The sequence below is a fragment of the Pseudomonas sp. B15(2017) genome (assembly GCF_002113215.1).
GTDB lineage: Bacteria > Pseudomonadota > Gammaproteobacteria > Pseudomonadales > Pseudomonadaceae > Aquipseudomonas.
Window position 1 is genome coordinate 368,854 of record NZ_NEJZ01000001.1, and the last position, 22,418, is coordinate 391,271.

The following is a 22,418-nucleotide window of genomic DNA, read 5'->3' on the forward strand; positions in this document are numbered from 1 at the left end:
AAGCCCCGGACTTTCGGCCGGGGCTTTCAGGTTTCAGCGACAACGAATTACGAAGCCGAACGCATCGCGCCCTGTACCGAATCCTTTGGTTGCAACTTGAACACGTAGAACAGAACGGTCAGCAGGACCAGGAACGCCGGGCCTACATACAGCGCCACGCGAGTGTCCGGGAAATACGCCATCAGGCCGACCACCAGCACCAGGAACGCCAGCGCCAGATACGAGCTGACCGGGAACAGCCACATCTTGTACTTGAGACCTGCACGTTCGCTGGCGCTCAGGCCTTTGCGGAATTTCAACTGGGCCAGCAGGATCATCACCCAGGTCCAGATCGCGCCGAAGGTAGCAATCGAAGTCACCCAGACGAAGACCTTTTCCGGCACCAGATAATTCAGCAGCACGCCCAGCAGCAGGGCGAAGATCGACAGCAGCAATGCCCGACGCGGTACGCCGTTGCCCGAGGTGCGAGCGAAGCCGGCCGGCGCCTGGCCGTTCTGCGCCAGGCTGTAGAGCATGCGCCCGGTACTGAAGATGCCGCCGTTGCAAGACGACAGCGCGGCGGTGATCACCACGAAGTTGATGATGCCGGCGGCAGTCTTGATGCCCAGACGTTCAAAGGTCATCACGAACGGACTGCCCTGGGTGCCGATTTCGTTCCACGGATAGATCGACAGAATCACGAACAGTGCGCCGACGTAGAACAGCAGGATGCGCCAGAACACCGAGCCGATCGCATTCGGGATGGTCTTCTGCGGGTTCTTCGCTTCGCCGGCGGTCAGGCCGATCATTTCCACACCGAGGTAGGCGAACATCACCATTTGCAGGGACATCAACACGCCCGTCACGCCGTTGGGCATGAAGCCGCCGTGGGCCCACAGATTGGAAATCCCCAGCGCCACACCGTCGTTGCCGAAGCCGAAAGCGATGATGCCGATGCCGCCGAGCACCATGGCGATGATGGTGACGATCTTGATCAGGGCGAACCAGAACTCGAATTCACCGAAGGCCTTCACCGCGATCAGGTTGATCGAACCCATGCTGACCAGTGCCGCCAGCGCCCAGATCCAGCGCGGCACATCGGGGAACCAGATGCCCATGTACACCGCCACCGCCGTGATTTCGGCGACGCAGGTCACCAGCCACAGGAACCAGTAGTTCCAGCCGGTCAGAAAGCCCGCCAGCGGACCGAGATAATCCTGTGCATAACGGCTGAAAGAACCGGCGACCGGGTTGTGCACGGCCATTTCGCCGAGGGCGCGCATGATCACCAGGATCGCCAGACCGCCGATGATGTAAGACAGCATGATCGCCGGGCCGGCCATTTCGATGGCCTTGGCCGAACCGAGAAACAGGCCGACACCGATGCAGGCGCCGAGCGCCATCAGGCGAATATGCCGTTCACCGAGTTCGCGTTTGAGCGGGCCGCCTTGAGCGGTTTCGCCATGGGGCGGGTGATTGCCGACTGGCATGGGGGACTTCCTCGTCTTGTTATTGGATGTGACCACCGAGTGTTCAAGCGTCGGCCGATAAGCCTGCGCCTGGGTCAAAACCGGCCCTGCTTCGTGGGCAGGACCGTCCCGCAGAAGCAACCTGCGGGATCAGCGGGGCGTGCAGTATAAAAAGCTTGCGACAGGTTTTTTCACTCTATAAGGCATCTGATTCAGACGTAAACCTCGTCAAATACGCGGCTTACGAGACAAATCGTCCTGCATTTTGAGGATTATTCACCGCGCAAATGGGCGCCGAGTATTGCACAGCAATGGTGCAGCGTCATGCCGCGACCAAAGTCGCATCGACCTCAAGACCTCTCTGTTCCGGCCCTTTCAGGCTTGCAATCACTTGCCGGAGGGTGGCAGCCGGATTTGCAGATTTGTTCAGGGTGCCCTCTTCACAATTTTTTCACCCACGCCAACCACCGACTAAGCTTCAGACAAGTCCGATCAATCTGCGTGAATGGATCAATCGACTATGGGCGCTTTGTGGCAAACCGATTCGAGTGAAAAAGTGGTTCCGACTGAACGTGTGGATGAAGCGCCTGTCCCTGAAAAACCCCGTCGTAACCGGCATGGGTGGAAGGCTTTCTGGCTCCTGTTGGTGATCATCGCGATTGTCGTGGGTCTGGCTGCGATGAAGGAAATGCGCACCTCGCGATTTCAGTCCCGCGAGCTCAGCCAGTACGCCGCCAAACTCAAGTACGAATTGCAACCGGGCCCCAGCGACGCCATCCGCTATCCGGGCAACGGGCCGTTCGACCTGCGTCTGGGCTACAGCTCGCTGGACGAGTTCCTGCCACGGCTGATCAAGCGCAACTACGTGATCACCGAACAGACGCGTTTCTCCCCGGCCCTGCTCAACTACACCGACAAGGGCCTGTTCGTGCCCTATTCCGAAAAGATCCAGGCCGGGTTGTCGATCACCGATTGCCGCGCCGCACCGCTGTATCAGTACAACTACCCCCAGCAGCTGTATTCGAGTTTCGACACAATCCCGCCGGTGGTAGTCAACAGCCTGTTGTTCATCGAAAACCGCTTTCTGCTCGACCCAAAGCAACCCTTGGCCAACCCGGCGGTGGACTGGCCGCGCTTCGGCATGGCCGCGTGGTCGCAAGTCGCCAAGTTGCTGCACTTGCCGGGGCAGTCGGCCGGTGGCAGTACCCTGGCGACGCAACTTGAGAAATATCGTCATTCGCCCGATGGCCTGACGGTGTCCGGCGCGGAGAAGATCCGCCAGATGATTTCCGCCAGCGTGCGCGCCTACCAGGGCGGCCCGGACACCTTGCAGGCGCGGCAGAACATCATTCGTGATTACCTCAACAGCGTGCCGCTGTCGGCGGTGCCGGGGCATGGCGAAGTACACGGCATGGCCGAGGGCCTGCGGGTCTGGTATGGCGCCGATTTCAACGAGGCCAACCGCAAACTCTCGAGCACTGAAACCGATCCGAAGAGCATGGCGGACAAGGGCCTGGCCCTGCGCGAAATGCTCTCGCTGATGATCGCCCAGCGCCGTCCTTCGCATTACCTGACCAAGGGCCGCGAAGAGCTGGTCGAACTGACCAACAGCCACTTGCGCGTGCTCAAGCAGAACGGTGTGATCGACGCCACTCTCGCCGATGCGGCGCTGGCCAGCACCATCAGCTACCGTGACTGGCAGACCCAGCCGACCATTCAGCCGATCGAAACCAATAAAGGCATCAGCGTCGCCCGCAGCCGGTTGGCGTCGATGCTCAACCGTCCGCTGTACGACCTCGACCGTCTAGACCTGTCCGCTACCAGCACCTTGCAAGGCGAGCTGCAGACCCAGGCCACCGCCTACCTGAAACGACTGGCCGACCCGGCCTACGCCACCGAAGTCGGTCTGATGGGTGAACGCCTGCTGACGCCCACCAGCACCACACAGGTGCGTTACAGCTTCACCCTGTTCGAGCTGACCCCGGACGGCTCGCGCGTGCGGGTGCAGACCGACAGCACCGATCAGCCGTTCGACATCAACGAGGGCAGCAAGCTGGAACTGGGCTCCACCGCCAAGATGCGCGTGCTGACAACCTACCTGCAAATCATCGCGGAGCTGCATGACAAATACGGCGCCATGACCGGGCCGGAACTGAAAAAAATCGACGTGCCGGATCAGGATCGCCTGAGCCGGTGGGTGATCGACTACCTGATCCAGAACAAGGATCACGATCTGTCGAAGCTGCTCGGCGCCGCCCTCGACCGCAAATACTCGGCCAGCCCCGGTGAAGCGTTTTTCACCGGTGGCGGGCTGCATGTGTTCCATAACTTTCGCAAGGAAGACAACGGCCGCATGCCGACCTTGCGCGATGCCCTGCGCGAGTCGATCAACCTGCCGTTCATTCGCCTGATGCGCGATCTGGTGCGCTACACCACCTACTCCGGCCCCAACAACAGCGCCGAACTGCTCAAGGACGACCGCGACCCGCGCCGTCAGGAATACCTCGCCTCGTTCGCCGACCGCGAAGGCACCTCGTTCCTGCTCAAGTTCTGGAAGAAGTACAAGAACAAGGACACCCAGGCCCGCCTCGACACCTTCCTCGACAGCATGCGCCCGACGCCGATCCGCATGGCCGCCGTGCACCGTTACCTGCTGCCCGAAGCCAGCCAGGAAGACTTCAATACTTTTGTGCGCTCGCACCTCAAGGGCGTCAAAATCACCGAAAAACTCACCGACGAACGCCTCGAACGGCTTTATCTGGCCTACGGTCCCGGTACCTATGACCTGCCGGACCAGGGCTTCATCGCCAAGGTCCACCCGCTGGACCTGTGGCTGATCGGCTACCTGCTCAACCACCCGGACGCGACCTGGAGCCAGATCGTCAAGGCCAGTCAGTTCGAGCGTCAGGAAGTCTACAGCTGGCTGTTCAAGAGCAAGCACAAAGGCGCCCGCGACAGTCGGATCCGCACCATGCTGGAAATCGAGGCGTTCCTCGAGATCCATCAGCGCTGGCAGAAAGTCGGCTATCCGTTCGATCACCTGGTGCCGTCACTGGCCACCGCCATCGGCAGCTCCGGCGACCGCCCCGCTGCGCTGGCCGAGCTGATCGGCACCATCCTCAATGACGGCGTGCGCATGCCGACCCTGCGCATCGACAGCCTGCACTTTGCCGCCGGCACGCCTTACGAAACGAAACTGGTCAACGACCCTCATGTCGGTAAACGGGTGATGCCGTCCGAAGTCGCCACGGCAATGCGTGAAGCGTTGTCGCAAGTGGTGGACTCGGGAACGGCCAAACGTGTTTCCGGCAGTTTCAAACTGAACGATGGAACACCGCTGACCATGGGCGGAAAAACCGGTACAGGCGACAACCGAATCGAGGCCATCGGTTCCGGCGGGCGCATTCTGAGTTCCAAGTCGATCAACCGCACCGCGACCTTCGTGTTCTACATCGGCGATCACCATTTCGGCACGCTCACGGCGTTCGTTCCAGGGCGGTCGGCGGAGAGCTTCAAATTCACCTCGGCCCTGCCGGTGCAGGTGCTCAAGGGCATGGCGCCGATCCTGATGCCGTATCTGCAACCCGGCAGCGACTCGCAATGTCGGTCGTCGCCCGTTTCTCAGGTAGCACTGGCGAACCTGCCATCGCTTAACACCGAATGAAGTTGCGGGGGCAATAACTATTTGTTTTATGCATTCCAATATTCAATCGTTCCCCTGTCTGGCTCGCACTCGAGAAACAAACTTTTGAACTAACCCTCCGCATACTTGAACGTTAGGCTCAACATTCCTGACTTATTCAAGGCTGCACCCATGACTGCAAAAACCGAATACAAAGGGCAACATTACGAATTAATCAAATCGCGGATCGATCCGGTTTTTACCGATATGAAACCGCATCACGGCGAAGTATTGAAAAATATAAAACCGCGTCGTGAATACTGGATGCAGCCGCGACTGGCCAGCGTCCATCGCAGTGCCTGGGCAGCCCGCAACGCTGCCGACAAGGCACTGGCCCGACTGAAAGATATTCACGCGTTTGCCGAACCGTTATTGAGGACACGCTTGCGGGAGAAAACCGGCATCGACGTCGATATCAGGAATACATTTCTGATTCTGTATCGCGAAAGCAGATCGCCTTGGTACGTCAGAAATATTTTGAGTGGTTCAACCTCAAGAAAAATTTCATTGCTCGAAGCTGCCCTGAACAACTTCGCCTATAACGAAACTTACGCATCGAATTCCGCGTTCGTCCTCAAAATGCAACTTGTAAACGATCAGTACGACATTTCCCCACTGGATCGACTGATGACCGTGGCCCAATTCCAGACGCTGTGTCGCGAACTGGATATCGGCAGGCTTTATCAGGCACATCTTCAGGAAATGCTGTTGAACGACGACCCGGTAGCGCGCAGTTACGTAAAGACGCAGGTCGTGCAAAGCCAGAAGGCCGCGCTGCGGGTGGCCGCACGCGTGGCGCTGGCAAAGAAAGACATCGACCGTGAAGGTGTGCAGCTGATCCGTGCCCTGCTCGACGGTCGGGTGGCACTCAGGCTCGGCCAGCAGCGGATGCAGGCTTGCGAGCTGACCATCATGGATCTGAAGATGACCGGCATCCTGATTCTGCGCCCCGACCCCGGGTATCCGCTGTCCTCGTCGCGGATCATCGCCTACGTTCCGCACGACCCGGAACATCCGTTGAAAGAATACGCCACCCACCTCGACTTTCTGACCGAGCTGACTCGCCAGTTGCAGAAGAACGACACACTGCCCTCCACCGGAGGCAGCTACTGGCAGTTCTTCAGCCAATTCGTCGATCACAAGGACCGCGGGTATTTCTTTGCCGATCTCAAGCAGCGTCTGCTGCATGTGAAATGGTATCCACACAAACGTGGAGACTCACGTCCTTCCTGGCGCGAAACACCGGTCAGCCATCCCAACCTGCAATACGGTGCGATACCGTTCAGCGGTGCCTTGTGGGAATCGCTCTATCAGCGCCAGCTCGACAAAATCCTCAACGATGCGCGCAACATCGCCGTGCCTACCGCCGATGCGGACAAGAATGCTCGCGCAGACTGGTGGGCGAACGCTTTCGCAATTGTCCAGGACATCCTGAACGTGGCGGTGATGGTGGCTGCACCCTTTGTGCCTGTCGTCGGTCTGGCAATGCTCGGCTACACCGCCTGGCAATTGACCAATGAAGTCATCGAGGGGGCGGTGGATCTGGCACTGGGTCATTGGGAAGAGGCTGCGGAACATGTGGTGGGAGTGGTCAACGACGTCCTGCAACTGGCGGCGTTCGCCAGTGGTGCGGTGGTCGCCAGGCCGTTTCTGCTGAAGTTTTCGCCGCTGATTGAAAACATGAAAGCCGTACGCTCGTTCGATGGCAGCACACGGTTGTGGCACCCGGACCTCCAACCGTACGAGCTGTCGCAACCGGCCTTGCCGGAGGGCGCCAGACCGGATGCCCTGGGTCTGCACCAACATGCCGGCAAGACCATTCTGCCGCTGGAGGGCAGGCACTATTCAGTCAGGTTCGACCGCGAAAGCGGCCAATACCGTGTCGAGCACCCTTCCCGACCGCAGGCTTACTCCCCGCGGCTGAAGCACAACGGTGCGGGGGCCTGGACTCACGAAGCAGAGACCCCGCATGACTGGGATGGCCCACAACTGATGCGACGTCTGGGGCACTCGGTCGACGTTTACAGTGATGTCGAACTGGAAAGGATACGTCGCATCAGTGGCACGCCGATCGACGCGTTGCGCCGGATGCATGTGGAAAACAGCCCGCCACCGCCGCTGCTCGAGGACACGCTGAACCGCACCCGTATCCGCGAGGAAACAAAAGGGCTCGGCGAGCGCATTCGCAGCGCAGAGCCCCTTCCCCCGGATTCGCACTGGTTTGACCGAATGATCACCGACATGCCTGGCTGGCCAGCCGACAAGGCCGTCAAAGTCTGGCAAAACAATGATCTGACCGGCGCTTACCGGCAATACGGCAACCCCCTTGCGTTTGATCATCAGACGCTGTCCATCGGACTTGACGACGTATTGGACAACCGCTTGCCCGAGCGAGTGGTGGAGTTCCTCGATGACGCCGACATGCAGTCACTGCTGGGCGGGGACTATCCCAAAGCCCGGCGGGCACAGGTCTTGCGCAATCGATTGGCCGACGCCGTGCAAACCCGCGAAAGCGAAATTTTCGACTACCAGTACCGCTTGAGAAACCAGGCCACCGATGCCGGGGCCCAGTTGATCCAGCGCCATTTCCCTCCCTTGTCGGCACGAATCGCCGAATCGCTGACAAACGAGGCGACAGCCGCCGAGCACAACATCATGAGCGAGCAGCAACACATCCCTTTGCGCCTGAAAAGTCAGGCCCGGGAAACCGCGTTCGAGGTACTCGCCACCCGGGCCAGCGAGGGCTTGCATGATCCGGCATGGCTGGTGCCGGATACCGAACGTCTCACGCTCGGCGCGCTGAGGATCTACACCGACACGTTCTCAGATTTGCGCATAGAGGTTCGCGAAGGCACGCATGACGGCCGGTTGCGAAGCAGCGCCGGCCCGGACGATGCCACAACAGTGCGCAGATTGATCCGGGATGAACACGGTCGTTATGAGGTACGCGACGGTGAGAACAACAAACTGCACGACGCTGCTGACTTCTATGATTCCATACTGGCCGCCCTGCCCGAAGGCAAACGCCGTGCACTGGGCTATCGCACGGGCCAGGGGCAATCGTTCAGACAATGGGTGATGCTCTGCACCGAAACGCCAGCCGAACGCAGGACAATCCTGGCACGCTCCCCGATCCGTCCTGTTATCCCGCTGGAAACCGAGCTGCTGTTGCGCGGACCGAGGCTGTCCAAGGCGCCGCTGACCGTGGAAGAAAAAGTCGGAAATCTCTATCCGCACTTCAGCGAAACAGAAGTGGCGACGTTCGCCCGGTCATTGCAGGCCACCGGCGATGCCCACTGGAAAATCGCGCGGCTTGAAAGTGAACTCACGACGCTGAAGCAAACACTCGACTCTTGGGCATTCAGGTTCCGGAGCCAGGGTGCCCCCGTGGACTTCGAGAACATGGGCGTCCCGCAAACCTGGTGGGAGTATCAACACAAAGGCGGACGCTTCCTTGCAGAGCGTCTGGTGGAGTGCTTCGAACGCAGGTCCGAGGTGTTCCAGGAACGCAGCATCAGCCTTGAGAGCGGCTACGCGCTGGACTTGTCGAAAGAGATGCTGCCCCATGACCTCCAGCAATGGTGGGGGCAATTACCGGACGGCCTCAAACCCTGGCTCGATCAGATCACGACACTGAATCTGGACGGCCAGAGTTTTTCTTTAACGGCCGGCGGCCTGCTGAAGGATTTCCCTCAACTGCGTCAATTGAGTGCCAGACACTGCAACCTCAGGACCCTGCCCGCCGGCATCGACCGGATGCAGCGTCTGGAAACCCTGCGTCTGAACAACAACCTGTTGCAGCTGACGCCTGCCAATACACAGCTGTTGAACACGCTGACGCGCCTGGAAATCCTGAGACTGGACAACAACCCAATCAGCATGCCCCTGTCGGTCGGGCGCATGCCGAGGTTGCGAATCCTGAGTCTGATCAATACACAGATCGACGGCTGGCCGCTGGGCCTGTTCGATGTTCCCCGCCCCCGAGGGTTCTTTCTTGATCTGGGCAACAACCCGCTCAGGTACATTCCCGAAGTGCAGCCAGGCTCCGATGAGGCTTACCTGATCGCCCGCACGCGTGTTCGTCTGGAACAAATGGCCAGCCAGGCACGCTCCACTTATGAAAGCTATCGCAGGTCCGTGGGTCTGCGTCCGTCACACACTTACGCCACCGTTGCTGAAGACTTGCTGGAGCAATGGCCGATTTCCATGGACACCGAAGTGGCTGATGAAACGCCCGGCATCGGGGCGCTTCGTCCGGAAGCGTGGCATGACCTGGCGAGTGAACCCGGCTCCGACGGCTTCTTCCAGGTGCTGCAGGGTTTGACTCGTTCTGCCGATTACGAACTGGGTGGAGAGGCACTGAATCAGTTGACCGAGCGTGTCTGGCGAATGATCGACGCCATGAACATCGATACCCGGCTGCGCGAAGAACTGTTCCTGATGTCGACTGCCCCCGAAGGTTGCGAAGACGCCGGCGCCCAGTTGTTCAACAGCATGGGAATACGCGTGCTGGAATCGGAAGCACGCACTTATTCCAGTTCTCCCGATGAGCTTGAACGCCGACTGGTGACACTGGCCAAAGGTGCTGCGCGCCTCAGGCAAGTCAACGAGATTGCCCGGGCCGATATCGCGGCCCGCCAGGGCGCAGCTGACGATGTGGAAGTCCACCTGGCCTATGAAACCGGTCTGGCCAGACGCCTTGAACTGCCCTGGCAATCCGAGGCCATGAAATTCCGCGCGATCGCCGGGGTCACCGACGAAACCATCGATGCGGCCGGCGACAGGATTCTCGATGCCGAGGCCGATGGCGGTCTGGTCGACCAGATGCTCGACCAATTTTTCTGGGATCGTTATTTGCGTGAAACCTGGTCGGGAGAAATCGAAGCCAACGCGCGCGTGTACCAGGAACAGGTCGACCTGCTGATCGATTTGCAGGAAGCCCAGGAACGCTGGAGCGAAGGAAAGGATCGCTCCCCCGAGCTCAGACGCACCCTCAGTGAATTGGCTCAGCGCCTGTCGATCCCGGAGGATCTGCTCTTCACAGAGGAAAAAACCAGTCAGATGACCTTTGACGATTGGCTTGAAAGCATCGGTCGGCAGGAAAAGGCACTGAAACAACGGCTGACCCGCGAGGCCATGGCTCGCGCGGGGATCTGAGCCGCTGCGCACCCCTTAAGGCAACCGGTCAGGTTGCCTTAAGGGGTGGGCTCAGACTTCCGAATCCCAGATCACTGTGACATTGCCGGCGTAACGCCGGGCCTGGCCGGGTTGCAGCATCTGCTCGACATAGTCCTTGGGTATTTCGAAATGCAGCGTGCCCGGCGCCCGGTCCAGAAACCGGCCCGGCTGAAATCCCGGGACACTCGGACTTGCCGACAACGGCCGATGCCGCACCGGCTGGCCCGCACTGTCAGTGATGCTGTCGGGCAGGCTGACGCTGACGAACACCTGCGCCTGCGTGCTGCCTCCCGCCGAGTCCTGCAACCCGCAAGACTGCGCGCCGCCGTGCTGGCACTCAAGGAACATCTTGAAGCGCGAGGAGGACGAAATGTTGAACGTCTGGTCGCGAAACAACCGTGCCGGTTTTCGCCCCTGTTGCAACCAGGCCTGCCAGCCCCCTTCGGGCACCAGCACGACCTTGTTGCCGCCCGGAGGAATATCGACTTTCAGAACATGCTGGACATCCAGCACGAACCGGAAAGTCACGGCCGACGCATCCGGCAGCAGATTGTCACCGGTGTCGATGTCCATGCCTGGCCCGACACCGTAGGCCAACTGACCGGTGTACAGGCCGGCAGACATCGTCAACGGATCCGGCATGTGCAATTCGTAGCCCACGTCCAGATAGCCATAGGACATCCAGGGAATCATGAACGCGGCCCGTTTGGCGCAGATACCTTCGGTCGGCGTCTTCCAGAAGAACTGGAAAAAATCCGGGCCGTGAGACGGCATCGCCCCGGGCCGGCAGGGCAGCGGCGCGACACCCCAACTGGTGCCCCACAACTTGTAGTGCGCCTGCTGATCGTCGGTCTCGCCCGTCAGATTGGCCGCCGTGTCGCTGAGCACATACTGTGAACCGAACCCGCCGATGCGCATGTCCACTGTCGCGGTCTCGCCGGTAAAGACATTGGTGACCATCAGGCTGCGCCACTGCGCCGGCATGTTGAACATCGCGCCGTTGCGCTCGGACGAGCCCGGCTCCAGCGCCTGCACTGAAGCGAATCGCAACGGCAGCCGGACGCCCGATAACGGTTTGCAATCGTTGGGATAAGTGGCGCAGTAACCGCTCTGCGGCGTCTGGTTGATGAAGCTGTTGGTCTGCGGATTGGCGGGATCCGGTACATAGACCGCCCTGATTTCCTGAGTCACCGCGTGCGCTGATGAGCAGATCAACCAGCCGTAGAGACCCGCCTGCCACTTTGCCTTGCCAAATCTGTTGAATGTTCGCAACCCTGAAACCATTACCAGCTCCTTGCTCAGCAAACGGTCTTTTGTTGGTTCAACGATCAACCCGTCGGGGCTGCCACATTGAAGATGATGTTGACGGTGCCGTAGTAATCACCCGGCGTATAACCGTTGGCAGGCCTGCGCGGCTCGATCTCCAGCTGCACCCTCTTGCCCGCGACAGCTTCCTCGCGCGACACGACCTGAACCGGAACCAGCTGATGACTCAACTCCGTACCGTTGAAGTTGATGCGCAGACTGATGTCATCCCGTGAATCCAGGCCGCTGGAGAGAAAGGGGAAGCTTTCGAGGCGGGCTTCGATGGCACTGCTGTCAGTGCGCACATCGAAGTTCTTGCGCAAGCCGCCGAGGGTCGAAGTGGCAATGTCCCAGGGCAGCGTCTGTTGATGGTGTATCCAGTCCGTTTCGCTCGGTATCACATAAAATTCCAGGGTTGGAATATCCACCGAGACTTCAAAAACGTGCTTTTCCTGTGCTGCGAAGGCTTCACCGGCCATCGGCGTCGAAACGCCCACGCACACGGCGATCACCAATTGCTTGATCATGTCGCTTTCCTTTGCATCGATAGAAAATCCGCCTCCCTGGCGGCTGCCCAGCCCGGCAATGATCGCGATCTTTCCTTTATCCATCCGCAAACGGATACCGATCAGCGACTGCCGCTTGTTACTCTCCCGGGGCCCTCGCGTTGAACACGACCAGTACGTTGCCGAAATAATCTCCCGCCTTGTAACCACCGGCCGGCATGATCGGATCGATCTCCAGCGGCACTCGCTTGCCTATCGCGGCCTCCTCCTTTGACAGCACCTGACGGTACGCCGGAGCGGCACTCAGTTCCACGTTGTTGAAGCGCACCCGCAGATCGATATTCTCGCCGGGCCTGCCCGTCGACAGGTACGGCGCGCTTTCCAGCCGAGCCTCGATGGCGCTGGTGTCATGCCGCAGATCGATATTCTCGCCGGGCCTGCCCGTCGACAGGTACGGCGCGCTTTCCAGCCGAGCCTCGATGGCGCTGGTGTCATGCCGCACATCGAAGTTCCTGCTGAACCCACCGAGGGTCGAATCCGGGTAGTTCCAGGCCAGAATCTGCGGTCGGTGGATCCAGTCCGGTTCCGACGGCAGGATGTAAAACGGTCGGCTGGGGATGGTCAGCGTCACTTCGAAATGCAGCGTTTCCCGAGCCGCCGAGACAGCGGTTGCGGTCAACGTGCTGATTGCCGCCAGTACGGCGGCCACACAATACTTGTTCATGTCATTTCCTGCGGGTCAGCGGCTGACGACCTTGAGATCCTGCTTGCGCTCGCCTTCAACGAGCTTGAAGCGATACTCGCGGCCCTTTTCCTTGTCGAAAGCGAACGTGCGGCCGGCCATGACGTGGTGTTTGACGGTCGCGCCGCAGTCGGTTTCCTTTACCAGTGAACAGCTCTTGAACTCGTCGACCACAACCACCGTGTTGCCGTTGTTGCGCACTTCATACCGACTGCCGGTGTCGTTGAGGACCGTGTCGTAGCGAGTGTCTTTCGGCCGTACGAAAAACACCGTGCCGAAACCGGTCATCACGTTGACGCCCGCCGAAAGGGTCTTCTTGTAGTCTTCGCGCTCTTCGCTGGACACCACAAAATCGTCCTCCTTCTCCGGCACCACCGGCACGAAGCGCACACGGAAATAGCGCTCGCGGTCCCGCTCCCCCATATACAGCAGACGCGTGCCCTGCATGCCCTGGGCTGGAATGATCAGGCGTGCCGGGCTGGCCATCAGGCCGTTGCGCGACGCGCCATCAGCGGCGCTCGCAACCGGAACCTCCTGGGGCTGGCCCTGGCCGTCATAGACGATCTCCAGCACGTTGACCTTGACGAATGCCGTGCTGTCGCCGCTGTTGAACACCCGTTTCAGGTAGGTGCTTTTGTCGCCGTCCAGGTAGTCGTACACCGTGCCCACATTGATTTGCGGTCCGGCCTGGGCCGTGGTCCAGAACACCGCGCACAGCAACAGCAAAAACAGATGTCTCATCCTTTCAACCTCATGAAAATCACAATGCCCCGTTGGCAGATGCTCATACTTCCGAATCGAAAATGATCGTGGCGTTGCCCCACAGCGTGCCGTTCATGCCGGGCTTCAAAAAATCCAGAAACCTGGGAGAGATGAAGAAGCGCAACATGCCTTGTTTGCGATCGACATAACGGCTGGGCTCGAACGGTCCAAGCCAGGTGTTGTAAGTCAGCGTGCCGGACCAGCCATCGGTATTCCCGGGGCCGACAATGCCGGGTGGCATCGTCAGCCTGACCTGGAACTTGGAGAAGCCCACCTGGTTATTGCCTATGTTGCAGTCGGCCCCTCCCAGAGAACTGCACTGCAACATCACCTTGAAACGCGATGAAGCGGACAGGAAAAACGGCTGATTACGGAAGATGTCGGTCGGCCTGCGGCCGCTGTCGATCCACTGTTGCCAGCCGCCTGCCGGCTCCAGCGCAATTTTGTTTCCGCCAGGAGGCAGCTCGACTTTCAGCGTGTGCTGTACGTCCAACACGAAATCCAGAGTCAGATCGCTATCGTCCGGCACCATCGTCGTGCCCATCTGAAAATCACCATCGGGGCCCATGGTGTAGGACAACGACCCGGTGTAGAGCCCTGATGACATACCCAACGGATTGGGCGTTCTCAATTCATAGGCAAAATCGAGGTTGACGAATGACATCGACGGAATCGTGTACGCGGCGACCTTGGTACAGGCAGCCTCTTCCGGTGCCTTCCAGAAAAACCTGTAGGTTGCCGATGTATATAACCCTACACCGCTGTATTGACACGGAGCCGGAACATAGACCCAACTTCTACTGGTCCAGAGTTGCTGATGTCCCTCCAGGGGGGTCGCCGCGCCTGTCAGTTCGGCCGCCGGATGGCTCAGGACATAGGTGGACCCGATGCCGATGATTCGCACTTCAACGGTTTCGGTTTCCTGCGTATCCCGATTGGTGACGGTCAACCGCCGCCAATTGGCCGGAACCCTCACTCCCAGACTGTCGCCAGGGGCGAAGGGCCGCGTGGACGTGAACCGCACCGGCGTTTGAATACTGAACATATTGTGCGCCGAGCACTGACCCGGATAACTCGCGCAATAGCCACTGTTGGGCGTCTTGTTGACAAAAATGTTCTTGTTTGGCTGCGAGGGGTCTGGCTGGAACAACGCCTTTATTTCATGAGTGGCTGCCTCGGCCGAAAGGCTCAACGCCGTTAGTAAACCCAGCCAGTACTTTGTCGCTTTCATGGCATCAACCCGCCTTCTGTTCGATGGATGCGAGATCGGCGAGAGTGTCGGGCGTGCAGCGCAGGTCACCGATCATCAACACATTGTTTTCGCTGCGGTGATCCTTCTCGTTGAGACGGAACTGGCACAGCAGGTTGTTATCCCGGCGCACTTCCAGCGTCGGGGAGCCAGCATTCATTTCCATCGAGAAGAACCCGTCGACTTCGGTCACTCCGCGACTGGCGTGGTTGATCACGTGATGGCCCCTGAGCGGACGCCCCTGCGCATCCACCAGACGACCGAGGACAGTGAGGGTTTTCATCACCCGGATCTGCCGGTAATCCACGCCGCCCTTGTTCAGGTGATAGCGGGTCCGGGCCGGAGCGATGGTCGCGGCGGGCACATGGTTGCCCTCGAAGTCGAAGCTCACGGAGCTGTTCTGGTACGCCGTCAGCGGAATGAAATTGCGCCCCGGCTTCAATGAAGCACCGCCGCCACTCAGGTCGTCGGCCCGCAGGACAATCCCGTCAATGTCCGATTCCACATCGACGATCATGCCGGCGCCGCGCATCTCGTATTCGCTGGTCATCAGCATTTTCTGCCCGCCCACCACCAGCGTGCTGTCGAGGTTCAGGCCGCCGGTGAACTTGTTGTTATAGGACGAACGCTGAACGAAACCGTCGCCATTGACCGTGTCGGTGCGGAAGTTGGCCAGGCTCGACAGGCCCATGCCGTAGGTATCGCTCAGCGCGGTGACCGATACGTTCTGCAGCACGTGATCCTTGAAGTCCTTGCGCCAGCCCAGAGAGGCATTGTTGTCGCGACCGCCATCACGGTCGGTGCGTGAACCGATGCTGCCGGTCAACTGCTGGCCCGGCGCGCCGATGGCGAGGTTCAGGCTGAGATCGACACCCCGGCTGCGATCATTGCCGCTGCTGAAACTGCCGGGACGATCAAACAGCGACAGGCGCCAATTGGCATCGTTGCCGAACAGCACGGCACGGCGGTTCCAGCCCAGATCCACGCCGAAGCCTTCGACGTTGCCTTCACTGTGCGAAACCCGGGCGTTGAGGGAGTTGCGCTGATCGACGCGATGATTGATCGCCAGCGAAGAATTGCTGGTCTGGCCGACGAACACGTTGCGTTGGCGCACACGGGTGCCATCGGGCAGGGTTTCGTAAAGATCGGTGGTGTCCAGCCAACTGCGGGTGTGGCTGAAGATCAGGCTGCCGGAGCCATAGTTGTACAGGCTCTGCAGGTCCAGTCCGGTGCCGTAGTCCCGGGTCTGGTAGACGTTGGCATACAGGCTGAGATGGTTGGCCAGCGTCCAGTCGATGGACGTGCCGTACTGCAGTGTTTCCCGGATCTGGCGTGCCGACAGCCCGAGAATCACCCGCGGGTGCGCCAGGTAATTGATCGAAGCGCCGGCCGTGGGACTGCCGCTGGCCTGTTGATCCCAGTTGCTGAGCAGCTTGCTCTCTTCGCCGGCGAACAGGTTGTAGCGCCAGCGCTCGTCAAGGTTGCGCCAGTTGTTCGGCTTGTAGACCAGCTCCTGGGTGGTGGAGGTGATCTGACCGTCTTCGATCAGCCGCACTTCCACTTCATAGATGCCGCCGGGAAGCGGTCGGGTATCGAGGGTCTGCAATCCGGCCGGCACCGACTGCGTGTTGATCAGCAGGCCGTCGCGGTAAATCTCCACCGAGCCCTGACGGTTGGCGGTGACATAAATCGGATAAACGCTGGGCATCGCGTTGTTGATGGCCAGACTGTCGGAGCTGCCGTACATCACACCGACCGCCGTGTCGGGGCTGGTGCCGAATGTACGCGGCTGACGGGTCAGGCCTTCGGAATTGGGGGTGAAATAACCCAGACGAAAGAAGCTGCCTTGCAGCTCGCGTTGGGTGTAAAGCTCGTGCACGGCGTGGTACAGCTTGTCGTCGGGACCGCCCATGCGCGCCATTTGCATGTTGAACGTCTGGCTCCAGTTACCCAGGCTGCCACTGGCCTCCAGACCATAGCGCCCACCCAGGTCCTGATCCTGGCCACCATTGAGGTTGAGCTGATTGCGCACCATCAGGCCGCTGCTGCCTTCGAGGGGTTGATCGTGAAAACGCTTGGCCTCGAGATCGCGCTCGGCATTGCGGGTGAGGATCGAGACCAGGGAACTTTCGAGGTTGTAATGCACGGCCAGCACATCATTCGGGCACGCACCGGAGCAATCGCCCAATGGCACGCCGGGCTTGAGATAGGCCGCCCACTTTTCCCGTTCAGCCGGGCCGTAGCGGTTTTCGCTGGTATCGGTGAATTCGAGCAAGGTGATGCGGTCATCGCGTGACAGCACGACCAGAGCTTCTCCCAAAGGCTGCTGGTCAAGCTCGACCCGCACGGCCAAGGGCACGTCAAAGAAATGCTCCTCGAAATCCGCTGGCAAACCTTTGGCTTGCGCCAGCAGACTGCGGGGTGTCGAACCCGCGGAAACAGGTGCCGCCGTCGCACCGGCACAAAACAACAGTGCAAGCGCGACCGCGATGGGTGTCATCGGGAACATGAACTCTTACTCTGATTTCGAACAAGTTGAAGTCCGGCGGGACATTGGGGAATGGGTGTCCCGCCGGGAAACGCTACCGAGCGGTCAGCGCAGCTGCCCGATCAGAGCGCAGCGATCGGCGGTACAGCGTCGAAGGTCAGCGCGACAGTACCGGTGTAATCACCCGAGGGGAAAGAGCTGCCTGTGGCGCGGATTTTGATCGGTGCGCGATAGTTCACGTCGGACTCGGACTCACCCACGACCATTTGTGGAGTCAGGGTCAGTACTTTGTTGTTGAACGAAACTTCCAGCGGGATGGTTTCGCTTCCATAGATCAATTGCGGAACACTTTCCAGGCTGGCGTGAACCGAACCGTTGTTGTTGCGCACATCGAAGAAACCATTGATCTCACGCATTTTGCCGGTGCTTGGCTGATAGCTCATGTCCTGGTCTTTGTTGACCAGATCCGCATCAGTTGGCACCACGTAGAAACCATTGGTCGGCACATGGGCGATGAGGCTGATGGAGTGGCGCGCTTCACCGGCAGCAAAGGTCACGGAAGAGCTGAGGGCGAGGGCAGCGAGAGAAGCGGTGATTGCGATTTTCTTGAACATCGATCAGTACCTGTTTTCTTTTTAAGGAATCGAAACATTGAAGTTCAGCTCACAACGGCCGATAAGGCCCGAGACACTGAAGTTCAACTCCGCGGCATGATCAACGCTTGTAGATTAAATGTAAGCAGGCAACTTCCCACGCACTTGTAGTTCAACACCCTTACAACTCGAAAGAAAAAACATCCAAAATCACAAATTCAATAAAGTGACTGTAAGCAATTCCCTACCTACAGTTTCAAGTAAAAAGCATTACAGCACTTTCAACACGACCCAGTCGTACTTTCCTCAAGTTTTAGAATATAAGATCAACGATTAATAGAGTCATAGCTTTAACTTCATGGTTATTTCTGCGTGACCGGTCTTTTTGGCAAAAAAATCATTTGAAACCCTGCTCACGCGCTTCGACCGCTCGTCAGCGGCCATTCCCTTTCGAAGAAAAAGGCCTTGCCCGGCCTGAAAGATATATCTTAAGTTGTATCTAAATACGACGAGAGACGACTGAAATGAGAGACCATCATTCCCCCCACCGCGACCACGGCGACAGCCGTGACGGCTTCGAAAAACGCCACGGCCGCGAGCGCGGCGGTCGCGGCCCGCGGGTTTTCGCTCCCGGTGATCTGAAATTGCTGCTACTGGCACTGATCGCCGAACAGCCGTGCCACGGCTACGACCTGATCCGCCAGATCGAAACCATGTTCGACGGCGCCTACAGCCCCAGCCCCGGCGTGATCTACCCGACCCTGACATTCCTTGAAGAGAGCGAAATGATCACCGGCGACGCCGAGGGCGGCAAAAAGCGCTACGCCGTGACCGATGCCGGCCGGCAATCCCTCAGCGAACAAGCGGTGGCGCTGGACGGCGTGCGCATGCGCATCGACGTCAGCAAGCGCTCGCTACGCGGTCACGACCGGCCGCCGGAAATCCATGAAGCGGTACACAACCTGCGTCATGCCTTGCAGATGCACCACGGGCGCTGGAGCCCGGAAGAAATCCTGCGGGTGCGCGACCTGCTCAACGACACCGCCAAAGCCATCGTCGACGGCCCTGCCGTTCAATCTGCCCCGGAGAAAGCCGAATGACTGAAGTCCAGACCCAAGGCATCCACCGTGTGATGCATGAAATCAAACGCCGCCGGCTCGAGGTTCTGCGGGCGGTCGACCTGACCCCGCGCATGCGCCGCATCACCCTCGGCGGGCCGGAACTGGCCGGGTTCATCAGCCTGGGCACCGACGATCACGTCAAACTGTTGTTCCCGCAGAACGCCGAACAGGCCGCCGCGCTGGAAACCCTGGTGCTCGGCGCCGGCAAGAACGACGTGCCGATGCCACCGATGCGCGACTACACCCCGCGCCGCTACGACCTCGACAAGCTTGAGCTGGACATCGATTTCGTCCTGCACGGCGACGGCCCTGCCTCGACCTGGGCCGAACAGGCCAAACCGGGGCAGTTCCTGCACATTGGCGGCCCGCGTGGCTCGATGATCGTGCCGGACATCTTCGACAGCTACCTGCTGATCGGCGACGAAACCGCCCTGCCCGCCATCGCCCGCCGCCTCGAAGGCCTGGCGGCCAATCGCAAGGCGCTGGTGGTGATCGAAGTGGAGAACGGCAAGGAGCAGCAAACCCTGGAAAGCGCGGCGCAGGTCAATGTGATCTGGGTGTTGCGTGAGGGCGGCAAAGACAATCTGCTGGCCACCATCAAACAATTGCAGGTGCCCAAGGGCAATCTGTATGCGTGGGTGGCGACGGAAACAAAAGTCTCGCGGCAGATCCGCCGGGTACTGCTCGATGAGCACGGGCTGGATGAGCAGTTCGTCAAAGCCGTCGGCTACTGGCGTGCCGAAGGCTCGGAAGAAGAGTGAATACGCGCGGCGGCGCGGTTAAAGGCGCCGCCCTTGCCAGCGATCAAGCCCGATCACCAGCAACGCCATCAGCACAAAGCCCAGCAGAATCCCCCCGGCATTGACGAACACCTGTGGATAACCCAGCAGCGCCACGTCAATGAACGGATAGGCGTAAGCCCCCAGCAAATGCCCGCGCAACAGCGCATAGGCGAAGTACACCAGCGGATAGATCAGCCACAGCGGCAGGTGCTTCAGACGCAGGGTGCCCTTCGGCACACACAACCACCAATAAGCCAGAAACAGCAGCGGCATCACGTCGTGCAGCAATTCGTCAGCGATAAACTGCCAGCCCTGCGGATGCCACAGATGTCTCAGCAGAATGCTGTAGGCCAGGCCCACCACCGCAATGCTGACGGCAATCCCGCTGCTGACCCGGGGTTGCAGAAACCACTGGCGCGCAGCGGATTCGCGATGGGTCACCGCGCAGGTCAGCACCACCGCCACCAGGGTGTTGGTGATCACGGTGAAGTAGCTGAAGAAACTCACCAGCCCGCCCAGCAGGCTGGCGCCGACACTCAGCCGTGCGAAGAAAATCAGGTACAGCTGAATCCCCAGCCCGGCCCAGCCCAGCACCGCGACCGAAGTGATCAGGCGTCGCCGCCATGGGGCGTTCATCTCAGAGCGGTCGCTTGGTGCGCATCAGCTTCACGTACAGACGCTCAACCTTTTCCCGCGCCCATGGCGTCTTGCGCAAAAAGGTCAGGCTCGACTTGATGGTCGGATCGCTCTTGAAGCAGCGGATGTCGATGCGCTCGGCCAGGCCCGACCATTCGTAGTGGGTTACCAGTGCATTGAGGATTTGTTCGAGGGTCACGCCGTGCAGCGGATCGGGATTGTGGTCGTTCATGCCGGGCCTTTGGGCGAAGTGAAAATGCAGAAGCCGCGCACCTTAGCCGAGGGGCAGAGCCGGTGGAAGGCCTTCCTTCAAATGTAGGTGAACCGCACAAGATCGCAGGCTCCATCATCCCGGGCAATGTGATCGATTGCCGCACTGTTACCGAATCCGAAAGGGTTCATGTCTGCAAAAGCACTTTGTGTTTTTGTAACAGGACATTATCCTGCCGCCCTTCTGCTGAATCGCTTCACTGCCTGCGTCAAATCGTAGCGGCCAGCTTATCCCCCAAAAAGATCAAGAAAGACCTATTCAATGCCCGATTTTCCGCTCTCCAGAGACAGCGCTATCTCAACCCTGCGCCTGATCGGCGGCTGCACCGCCCTTGGCCTCGCCACCTGCACCCAGGCCGCCTCGGCCTTCGACAGTGAATCACCGTGGATGCTCGGTGACTGGAACGGCACCCGCAGCGAACTCTCGGCAAAAGGCATCGACTTCAAGCTCGACTACACCGGTGAAATGGGCAGCAACCTGCACGGCGGCTACGACCACGACCGCACCGCGCGCTACAGCGACCAATGGGGCCTCGGCACTCATCTGGACCTGCAAAAACTGCTGGGCTGGGATGACGCAGAATTCCAGCTGACCGTGACCAAACGCAGCGGCAACAACATCAGCAACGACCGCATCAACGACCCGCGCGTCGGTGGCTTCACCTCGGCCCAGGAAGTCTGGGGCCGTGGCCAGACCACCCGCCTGACGCAGATGTGGTACCAGCAGAAATTCTTCGACCAGAAACTCGACATCAAGGTCGGCCGCTTCGGCGAAGGCGAAGACTTCAACAGCTTCCCGTGCGACTTCCAAAACCTGGCGTTCTGCGGCTCGCAGGTCGGCAACTGGGTCGGCGGCATCTGGTACAACTGGCCGGTCAGCCAATGGGCGTTGCGCGTCAAATATCACCTGACGCCGGAGTTGTACGCACAAGTCGGCGCCTATGAACAGAACCCGTCGAACCTCGATCGCGGCAACGGCTTCAAGCTCAGCGGCAGCGGCACCCAGGGCGCGATCCTGCCGATCGAACTGGTGTGGAAGCCGAAACTGAACGGCCTGCCGGGCGAATACCGCGCCGGTTACTACTACAGCAACGCCAAGGCCACCGACGCCTATAAAGACAGCAACGGCCAGCCGGCGGCCCTGAGCGGCGAAGCCTATCGCAGCGCTTCAAGCAAACACGGTGTGTGGCTCGGCGTGCAGCAGCAGATCACCAGCGTCGCCAGCGACAACTCTCGCGGCTTGAGCGTGTTCGCCAACGGCACGATGCACGACAAGAAGACCAACGCCATCGACAACTACGTCCAGGCCGGCGTGGTCTACAAAGGCCTGTTCGACGCCCGCGCCAGGGACGACATCGGTTTCGCTCTGGCTCGGGTTCACGTCAATCCGGCCTATCGCAAGAACGCCGAAGCGACCAACCAGGCCCGCGCCGTCTACGACTACGACGATCCGTCCTACCTGCCGCCGCAGGACACCGAATACAGCGCCGAACTCTATTACGGCGTGCACGTGACGAACTGGCTGACCGTGCGCCCGAACCTGCAATACATCCGCCATCCGGGCGGCGTGGACAAGGTCGATGACGCGCTGATCGGCGGGATCAAGATCCAGTCGTCGTTCTGATCGACACCGCCCCACACGAAATTTAGCTAGCT

General features: G+C 59.8%; 15 protein-coding genes. 5 read left to right on the forward strand and 10 right to left on the reverse strand.

Annotated features, from left to right (window positions below):
- Window positions 1-47: 47 nt before the first annotated feature.
- On the reverse strand, window positions 48-1,469 hold the full coding sequence (locus CAF73_RS01670; protein WP_085701733.1) for an amino acid permease: 1,422 nt from the start codon (window positions 1,467-1,469) through the stop codon (window positions 48-50).
- Between the two features lie 499 nt (window positions 1,470-1,968).
- On the opposite strand from CAF73_RS01670, the gene CAF73_RS01675 reads away from it, so the two are divergent.
- Entirely contained in the window at window positions 1,969-5,112 is a 3,144-nt protein-coding gene (locus CAF73_RS01675) for a transglycosylase domain-containing protein (protein WP_085701734.1), read from the forward strand.
- A gap of 150 nt (window positions 5,113-5,262) precedes the next feature.
- On the forward strand, window positions 5,263-10,287 hold the full coding sequence (locus CAF73_RS01680; protein ID WP_085701735.1) for an NEL-type E3 ubiquitin ligase domain-containing protein: 5,025 nt from the start codon (window positions 5,263-5,265) through the stop codon (window positions 10,285-10,287).
- A gap of 51 nt (window positions 10,288-10,338) precedes the next feature.
- On the opposite strand, the gene CAF73_RS01685 is transcribed toward CAF73_RS01680, so the two are convergent.
- From CAF73_RS01685 to CAF73_RS01715, 7 genes are all read right to left on the reverse strand, one after another.
- Window positions 10,339-11,592: a hypothetical protein gene (locus tag CAF73_RS01685; RefSeq protein ID WP_085701736.1), complete on the reverse strand. Its 1,254-nt coding sequence runs from the start codon at window positions 11,590-11,592 to the stop codon at window positions 10,339-10,341.
- Between the two features lie 44 nt (window positions 11,593-11,636).
- The gene (locus CAF73_RS01690) at window positions 11,637-12,140 is read right to left on the reverse strand and encodes a CS1 type fimbrial major subunit (protein ID WP_085701737.1); all 504 of its coding nucleotides are present in this window, start codon (window positions 12,138-12,140) and stop codon (window positions 11,637-11,639) included.
- Window positions 12,141-12,258: 118 nt separating this feature from the next.
- Window positions 12,259-12,843 carry a fimbrial assembly protein gene (locus tag CAF73_RS01695; RefSeq protein WP_085701738.1) on the reverse strand — a complete coding sequence of 195 codons (585 nt, stop codon included), beginning with the start codon at window positions 12,841-12,843 and terminating at the stop codon, window positions 12,259-12,261.
- A gap of 15 nt (window positions 12,844-12,858) precedes the next feature.
- Window positions 12,859-13,602, reverse strand: coding sequence for a pilus assembly protein (locus CAF73_RS01700; RefSeq protein WP_085701739.1), 744 nt, complete (start codon window positions 13,600-13,602; stop codon window positions 12,859-12,861).
- Between the two features lie 43 nt (window positions 13,603-13,645).
- The gene (locus CAF73_RS01705) at window positions 13,646-14,854 is read right to left on the reverse strand and encodes a hypothetical protein (RefSeq protein ID WP_085701740.1); all 1,209 of its coding nucleotides are present in this window, start codon (window positions 14,852-14,854) and stop codon (window positions 13,646-13,648) included.
- A gap of 4 nt (window positions 14,855-14,858) precedes the next feature.
- A complete protein-coding gene (locus CAF73_RS01710) occupies window positions 14,859-17,381 on the reverse strand; it encodes a TcfC E-set like domain-containing protein (protein WP_085701741.1) in 2,523 nt (840 codons plus the stop codon).
- Window positions 17,382-17,482: 101 nt separating this feature from the next.
- Complete coding sequence (locus tag CAF73_RS01715) at window positions 17,483-17,974, reverse strand: CS1 type fimbrial major subunit (RefSeq protein ID WP_085701742.1); 492 nt, start codon at window positions 17,972-17,974, stop codon at window positions 17,483-17,485.
- Window positions 17,975-18,477: 503 nt separating this feature from the next.
- On the opposite strand from CAF73_RS01715, the gene CAF73_RS01720 reads away from it, so the two are divergent.
- Window positions 18,478-19,053: a PadR family transcriptional regulator gene (locus tag CAF73_RS01720; RefSeq protein WP_011335784.1), complete on the forward strand. Its 576-nt coding sequence runs from the start codon at window positions 18,478-18,480 to the stop codon at window positions 19,051-19,053.
- Window positions 19,050-19,835, forward strand: a complete 786-nt coding sequence (locus CAF73_RS01725; RefSeq protein WP_085701743.1) for a siderophore-interacting protein — start codon at window positions 19,050-19,052, stop codon at window positions 19,833-19,835. Before CAF73_RS01720 ends, CAF73_RS01725 begins: the two co-directional genes overlap by 4 nt.
- 18 nt (window positions 19,836-19,853) lie before the next feature.
- On the opposite strand, the gene CAF73_RS01730 is transcribed toward CAF73_RS01725, so the two are convergent.
- Together CAF73_RS01730 and CAF73_RS01735 are read right to left on the reverse strand one after the other, a co-directional pair.
- Window positions 19,854-20,492, reverse strand: coding sequence for a Pr6Pr family membrane protein (locus tag CAF73_RS01730; protein WP_085701744.1), 639 nt, complete (start codon window positions 20,490-20,492; stop codon window positions 19,854-19,856).
- A 1-nt stretch (window position 20,493) separates the two neighbouring features.
- A complete protein-coding gene (locus tag CAF73_RS01735) occupies window positions 20,494-20,724 on the reverse strand; it encodes a VF530 family DNA-binding protein (protein ID WP_007956650.1) in 231 nt (76 codons plus the stop codon).
- Between the two features lie 300 nt (window positions 20,725-21,024).
- Between CAF73_RS01735 and CAF73_RS01740 the strand changes: the two genes are divergently transcribed.
- Window positions 21,025-22,386 (forward strand): carbohydrate porin, encoded by a 1,362-nt coding sequence (locus CAF73_RS01740; protein ID WP_085701745.1) that lies wholly within the window; start codon window positions 21,025-21,027, stop codon window positions 22,384-22,386.
- The last annotated feature ends 32 nt before the right edge of the window (window positions 22,387-22,418 follow it).

Coding starts and splice junctions, on each gene's coding strand:
- CAF73_RS01670 (WP_085701733.1), bottom strand. CDS start 1,469: ATGCCAGTCGGCAATCACCCGCCCCATGGCGAAACCGCTCAAGGCGGC.
- CAF73_RS01675 (WP_085701734.1), top strand. CDS start 1,969: ATGGGCGCTTTGTGGCAAACCGATTCGAGTGAAAAAGTGGTTCCGACT.
- CAF73_RS01680 (WP_085701735.1), top strand. CDS start 5,263: ATGACTGCAAAAACCGAATACAAAGGGCAACATTACGAATTAATCAAA.
- CAF73_RS01685 (WP_085701736.1), bottom strand. CDS start 11,592: ATGGTTTCAGGGTTGCGAACATTCAACAGATTTGGCAAGGCAAAGTGG.
- CAF73_RS01690 (WP_085701737.1), bottom strand. CDS start 12,140: ATGATCAAGCAATTGGTGATCGCCGTGTGCGTGGGCGTTTCGACGCCG.
- CAF73_RS01695 (WP_085701738.1), bottom strand. CDS start 12,843: ATGAACAAGTATTGTGTGGCCGCCGTACTGGCGGCAATCAGCACGTTG.
- CAF73_RS01700 (WP_085701739.1), bottom strand. CDS start 13,602: ATGAGACATCTGTTTTTGCTGTTGCTGTGCGCGGTGTTCTGGACCACG.
- CAF73_RS01705 (WP_085701740.1), bottom strand. CDS start 14,854: ATGAAAGCGACAAAGTACTGGCTGGGTTTACTAACGGCGTTGAGCCTT.
- CAF73_RS01710 (WP_085701741.1), bottom strand. CDS start 17,381: ATGTTCCCGATGACACCCATCGCGGTCGCGCTTGCACTGTTGTTTTGT.
- CAF73_RS01715 (WP_085701742.1), bottom strand. CDS start 17,974: ATGTTCAAGAAAATCGCAATCACCGCTTCTCTCGCTGCCCTCGCCCTC.
- CAF73_RS01720 (WP_011335784.1), top strand. CDS start 18,478: ATGAGAGACCATCATTCCCCCCACCGCGACCACGGCGACAGCCGTGAC.
- CAF73_RS01725 (WP_085701743.1), top strand. CDS start 19,050: ATGACTGAAGTCCAGACCCAAGGCATCCACCGTGTGATGCATGAAATC.
- CAF73_RS01730 (WP_085701744.1), bottom strand. CDS start 20,492: ATGAACGCCCCATGGCGGCGACGCCTGATCACTTCGGTCGCGGTGCTG.
- CAF73_RS01735 (WP_007956650.1), bottom strand. CDS start 20,724: ATGAACGACCACAATCCCGATCCGCTGCACGGCGTGACCCTCGAACAA.
- CAF73_RS01740 (WP_085701745.1), top strand. CDS start 21,025: ATGCCCGATTTTCCGCTCTCCAGAGACAGCGCTATCTCAACCCTGCGC.